This window comes from Micromonospora sp. KC606 (assembly GCF_004348675.1).
GTDB lineage: Bacteria > Actinomycetota > Actinomycetes > Mycobacteriales > Micromonosporaceae > Micromonospora.
In genome coordinates this window covers 1-5,635 of the sequence record NZ_SMKN01000296.1, presented here as the reverse complement: position 1 = coordinate 5,635, position 5,635 = coordinate 1, and the positions used below count along the sequence as shown (strand labels likewise).

Sequence of the window (5,635 nt, the reverse complement as noted above, 5' to 3'; positions counted from 1 at the left end):
GGGGCACCCAGGCTGGAAAGTGGTACCAGGCCAGCGCCACCAGCGCGGCGAGCAGCAGGAGCAGCGAGGCGGCCAGCGGCAGCGGCACGACGTCGCCGAGCGCGGCGGCCACCTCGGTCCACCAGCGGCTGATGCTCACCGGTCGGCCGCCATCAGGACGGGCTCGGCGAGGTGCTCGGGAGACCGGGAGAGGCGGATGTCGAGCCCTTCGGTGCGCACTCGGTTCTCCAGGTGGACCACCGCGTCGAGGCAGGCCAGCGCCGGGTAGGCGACGGTGTTCACCGTCGCCCAGACGACCACGGCGGCGACGGTCGCCGTCGCCGGTTCGTGGAGATCGACCAGGTCCAGCGCGGCCACCCCGAAGTAGCCGCCGAGAGCGAGACCGACCCGCAGGATCCACCAGCCGAGGTAGCCGAGGAGACGGACCCAGGCCGCCCGGCCGCCGTCGCGGGCGGCGAGCCGGATGGCCCGGGAGGGTGCGAGGTGCCCGGCGGATCGGTCCAGCACCAGCACGGCGGCCAGCGAACCGAGCATCGCCCAGGCGAGGAACCAGAGCGGCCCGAGTAGGCCGCCGAGCATGACCAGGGTGCCGGCGGGCAGCGCGAGCAGGACGGTGGCGCCCCAGCGGGCGCCCCGGGGACGGAGCAGTTCGCGTACGCCGGCGCGGCGGCCGAGCAGCGCGGCGCCGGCGGCCCGGGCGGCCGGGTTGCCGAGCAGCGTGACGATCACCGCCTCGGTTCCGGCGCCGCCGACCAGCAGCAACCCGTACGCGGCGAACAGCTCCCACCCCTCGGGCAGGTACGTCGGGGGCCGCAGGTCGGCGGCGAGCCGCAGTGGGAGCAGCAGGAGCTGTTCGCCGACGGCGAGCAGGGCGCCCAGCGGGAGCAGCAGCCGGCCCTGGGAGCGCAGCAGCAACATCGCCGAGTCGAGCAGCTCCCCGACGGTGAGCGGACGCCTCGGGAGCACGGCTGTCGGGCCGACCTCGGGCACACGTACTCCTGACGGTCGCGGTGGCGGGCAGCGGCACGCCCGGGGGATCATGGTGACACGGCCGCGGTGACCCGGTGGACCCGCAGGCCCTGACCCGTGGCGGGCGACCCGGGCGGCGATTGTTCCGCGTGAACGTGCGGGGACGCCGGCCAGGGAAGTACCGTGCCGGGTGACGCCGATCCCACCTGACTGAACGGGGATGGAAACATAAATCCCATGAGAGCCCGGGTACTGGTGGTCGACGACGACCCCGCGCTCGCCGAGATGCTCGGCATCGTCCTGCGCAGCGAGGGCTTCCTGCCCTCTTTCGTCGCCGACGGGGAACGGGCACTGGCCGCGTTCCGGGACAGCCGACCCGACATCGTCCTGCTCGACCTCATGCTGCCCGGAATGAGCGGTATCGACGTGGCCCGGGCGATCCGGGCCGAGTCCGGCGTGCCGATCGTCATGCTGACCGCCAAGAGCGACACCGTGGACGTGGTGCTCGGCCTCGAATCCGGCGCCGACGACTACGTGGTCAAGCCGTTCAAGCCCAAGGAGTTGGTGGCCCGGATGCGGGCCCGGTTGCGCCGGGGCGAGGACGTCGCCCCGGAGATGCTGACCATCGGGCCGCCCGGCAACCAGATCACCATCGACGTCCCGGCACACACCGTGAGCCGGGACGGCGAGGAGGTGAAGCTCACCCCGCTGGAGTTCGACCTGCTGGTCGCGCTGGCCCGCAAGCCGCGTCAGGTCTTCACCCGCGAGGTGCTGCTGGAACAGGTCTGGGGCTACCGGCACGCGGCGGACACCCGGCTGGTCAACGTGCACGTGCAGCGGCTGCGTGCCAAGATCGAACCAGATCCGGAGCGGCCGGAAATCATTCTGACCGTGCGAGGCGTGGGCTACAAGGCGGGTACCGGATAGCCTGGTCTGCACCGTGACCAGCACTTCGAACCCCACCCCCGACACCTCCGCCGGCTGGCGTCCCGCCGCGCGGATGCTCGGGCGTGCCCTGGTCGGGCGGGTTCTGGGCCTGGCCGCAGGGCTGCACCAGACCTGGCGCCGCTCGTTGCAGGTGCGGGTGGTGACCATCACACTGGTGGTCTCCAGCCTGCTCGTCGGGGGTTTCGCCTACCTGATCGCCAACAAGATCACCGACATCCTGCTGGAGAACGCCAAGACCGACACACTGCTGCGGCTGCGCAGCGGCAGCGACTACGCGGGCAAGCAGTTCTCCCTCTACCAACAGCCGCAGGAAGCCCAGCTCCAGGACACCATCGAGGGCACGGTCAACTATCTGGCCGGTGGCGACCCGCAGCAGACCAGTGGGGTGGTGGTGGCCATCACCGCCGACCGCTACGCGGGGATCATCGAGACCCGTACCTCCCCGGCGACCGATGTCCGCCCGCTGGTCAGCCCGGAGCTGCGGGCTGCCGTCGCGGACGGCAAGGTCGCCCACCAGATCCGTACGGGTCGCCTCGCCGACCAGCGGACCAAATACCTGGTGTACGGCTCGCCGGTGCCGACGAGTTTCGGCCAGCTGGAGCTCTACTACCTGGTGCCGCTCAACCGGCAGGACGCCGCCGCCGCCGACGCGCGGGCCACCGTGCTCGCCACCGGGGTCACCCTGGTGCTGCTGCTCGGACTGCTCGCCGCGCTGGTGACCCGCCTGGTCGTCACCCCCGTCCGGGTGGCCGCCCGGACGGCCCAGCGGCTCTCCGCCGGCCTGCTCGACCAGCGGATGGCGGTCAACGGCGAGGACGACCTGGCCCTGCTGGCCGCGTCGTTCAACCAGATGGCCACCAACCTGCAACGGCAGATCCTCCGGCTGGAGGAGATGTCCCGCCTGCAACGCCGGTTCACCTCCGACGTGTCGCACGAGCTGCGCACCCCGCTGACCACGGTCCGGATGGCCGCCGACCTGATCTTCGCGGAGCGGGACGAGTTCGACCCGGCCGTGGCCCGCAGCGCCGAGCTGCTCCAGGCCGAGCTCGACCGGTTCGAGGAACTGCTCACCGACCTGCTGGAGATCAGCCGCTTCGACGCCGGCTTCGCGATGCTCGACGCCGAGCCGACCGACCTGACGCCCATCGTGCATCGGGTGGCCGACCGGCTCGCCGCCCTGGCCGAGCGGGTCGGCGTGCCCATCGAACTGGATGTGCCCGGCACACCGGTGATCGCCGAGATCGACCCGCGCCGGGTCGAGCGGGTGCTACGCAACCTGGTCGGCAACGCGGTCGAGCACGGCGAGGGCAAGCCGGTGCGGATCACCCTGGGCATGGACGAGACCGCCGTCGCGATCACCGTGCGCGACCACGGCGTCGGGCTCAAGCCGGGTGAGGAGAAGTTGGTCTTCAACCGCTTCTGGCGGGCCGACCCGTCCCGGGCCCGGCAGACCGGCGGCACCGGGCTCGGCCTGTCGATCAGCCTGGAGGACGCCCGGCTGCACGGCGGCTGGCTGGAGGCGTGGGGGGCACCGGGGCAGGGTGCCCAGTTCCGGCTCACCCTGCCGGCCCGCGCGGGTGACCGGCTCACCACCTCGCCGCTGCGACTGGTGCCCGCCGACGCCGCGCTGCCCTTCGGCGGCCCCCGCGACGGGGAGTTGCTGACCATCGGCCCCGCCGGTGGCGGCGCGCTGGCGATCGGGCCGGTCCCGAAGACCGACGACGACCGGGCGGAGGCGCGCTCGTGAGGCGGATGCTGGCTGGTGTGTTCGGCGCGGTGCTGCTGGCGCTGACCGGGTGCGGCATCCCGGCGCACACCGAGGTGGAGGTGGACGGGTCGGGGCCGGCGGTCGCGGCGGGCACCGCCAGCTACCGCCGGGACGAGCCCCCGACCCGGACGGCCAGCGGCGACGACCGGGCGGCCTTCGTTCGCAACTTCCTCTCCGCCGCCGCTGGTGAGCCGGAGCGGGCGTACGAGCGGGTCAAGCAGTTCATCGCCCCGGAGAACCGGGCCCGCCTGCAGGAGAAGCAGGGCAGCGAGATCGCGGTCAACGTGGTCCGGCTGACCGAGAAACCGGTGATCACGGAGAACGCCAACGGGCTCTTCTCGGTGCGGCTGCCGGTGCAGCAGGTGGGGCTGCTGCGGGCCAACGGCGTGCTCGCGCCCCCGGTGGCGACCGAGACCGAGTACCGGTTCGGGTTGCGCGGCACGGTGTCACCCGGGCAGGAGGGCACCGAGGAGGCGGGACTGTTCGTCACCAACCCGCCGAACGTGCTACTGCTCAGTGCCGACGCGCTGCGCCAGTACTACCAGGCCAGGCCAGTCTACTTCTGGAGCTCCGACGGCAGCCGTCTGGTCCCCGACCAGCGGTACCTGCCACTGGCCGTGCCCGACGAGCGGCGGGTCAGCGAGGTGGTCAAGTGGCTGATCGCCGGACCCTCGGAGTGGCTGAGCACCGGGGTCAGCCGCCTGCCGGACCGGACCGCGTTGATCAACAACGCGATCGAGACCGAGGACCGGTGGGAGGTCAACCTCGACCTGCCCGGTGACGACAACCGTAAGCTCGCCCAGATCGGCACCCAGCTGGCCTGGTCACTGCCCGAGCTGAACGGGCAGTTGCAGCTCACCACCCGCAACCAGTCCCGGGCCGCCATCCCCAGTCTGCGGCAGCACCGGCTGGAGCACCCGGTCTACCCGGGCACCGACAACCCGCAGCGGTTCACCGTCTACGAGGGCGCGGTCCACCCGCTGGCCTTCCTGGGCGAGGGGAGCGCTCCGGTGCCGCTGGCGGCGGAGGTCAACCGGGACGTGCTGTCCGCCGGGCTCAGCCGGGTCGACGACCAGGTCCTCGCCGCCCTGGTGGTGACCGCCCCGGGCGGTCGGCAGCGACTGGCAACCGGTTCCGGGGCTGGCCGGGTGCAGATCGTCAATCCGTCGCCGCAGACCTTCGGCACGGTCGGTCGGCCAATCTGGCTGCGCTCGCCCGACCCCCGGCGGCCCTACGGGCTGGTGGTGGCCGATCGCCGGCTGTGGCGCTTCGACGACCGGGGCCGGATGGATCCGGTGCCGCTCAACGTCGCCGGGCCGGTCACCGCGGTGGCCGCCTCGCTGGACGGCCATCGGATCGCCGTGGTGATCGGCGGTGCCCTGCACGTGGCGTCGTTGAACGTGGACGGCGGCGTGGTCACCGCCGGGCCGGTCCGGAAGGTGGCCACCTCGTTGACCGACCTGTCGGCGGTGGACTGGGCGGGGGAGAACACCCTGCTGCTGGCCGGCACGGCCGGCCGTTCGGCGGTGTACGAGGTCAGCATCGACGGTGCCCTGCAGACGGCCCTGGTGGCCGACGTGGGCGCCCGGGTGACGCACCTGGCCGCGTACCCGACCAACCCGGTGGTGCCCCTGCCCAGCGTGCTGATCATGTATGAGGCGAACGGGGTGGCTTACCGCTATCCGCAGCGCGACACCATCCGGCGCGACCAGGTCCTGGACGTGACGCCGCCGCCGAGTGGCGGGCGCGCCGGCAGCCCGACCGCCCCCTTCTTCCTGTTCTGAGCGCGCGGTGCGACGGGACGTCGGCGGGCTCTGGGCGGATCTGACCGATCTGGTGCTGCCGGCCGAGTGCGCCGGTTGCCGGGGGCGCGGGACGACTCTCCGGCGTGGCTTCTGCCCGGACTGCGCCGAGGCGCTCGGGGCGTTGTTTCCCCGCCCGGTGCGGCCC

General features: G+C 72.7%; 4 protein-coding genes. 3 read left to right on the top strand and 1 reads right to left on the bottom strand.

Going from position 1 to position 5,635, the window contains the following annotated elements:
• Positions 1 to 135: 135 nt before the first annotated feature.
• Positions 136 to 990 (bottom strand): hypothetical protein, encoded by an 855-nt coding sequence (locus E1193_RS29605; RefSeq protein WP_132186445.1) that lies wholly within the window; start codon positions 988 to 990, stop codon positions 136 to 138.
• A gap of 216 nt (positions 991 to 1,206) precedes the next feature.
• Between E1193_RS29605 and mtrA the strand changes: the two genes are divergently transcribed.
• The 3 genes from mtrA (at position 1,207) to E1193_RS29590 (ending at position 5,469) form a co-directional block, all read left to right on the top strand.
• Positions 1,207 to 1,896 (top strand): MtrAB system response regulator MtrA, encoded by a 690-nt coding sequence (gene mtrA / locus E1193_RS29600; RefSeq protein WP_091292672.1) that lies wholly within the window; start codon positions 1,207 to 1,209, stop codon positions 1,894 to 1,896.
• A gap of 73 nt (positions 1,897 to 1,969) precedes the next feature.
• Positions 1,970 to 3,664 (top strand): MtrAB system histidine kinase MtrB, encoded by a 1,695-nt coding sequence (gene mtrB / locus E1193_RS29595; protein ID WP_132186446.1) that lies wholly within the window; start codon positions 1,970 to 1,972, stop codon positions 3,662 to 3,664.
• Between the two features lie 5 nt (positions 3,665 to 3,669).
• Entirely contained in the window at positions 3,670 to 5,469 is a 1,800-nt protein-coding gene (locus E1193_RS29590) for an LpqB family beta-propeller domain-containing protein (protein WP_132186444.1), read from the top strand.
• The last annotated feature ends 166 nt before the right edge of the window (positions 5,470 to 5,635 follow it).

Excerpts from the sequence above, each read along its gene's own strand:
- mtrA (WP_091292672.1), top strand. The coding sequence starts at position 1,207 with ATGAGAGCCCGGGTACTGGTGGTCGACGACGACCCCGCGCTCGCCGAG.
- mtrB (WP_132186446.1), top strand. The coding sequence starts at position 1,970 with ATGCTCGGGCGTGCCCTGGTCGGGCGGGTTCTGGGCCTGGCCGCAGGG.
- E1193_RS29590 (WP_132186444.1), top strand. The coding sequence starts at position 3,670 with ATGCTGGCTGGTGTGTTCGGCGCGGTGCTGCTGGCGCTGACCGGGTGC.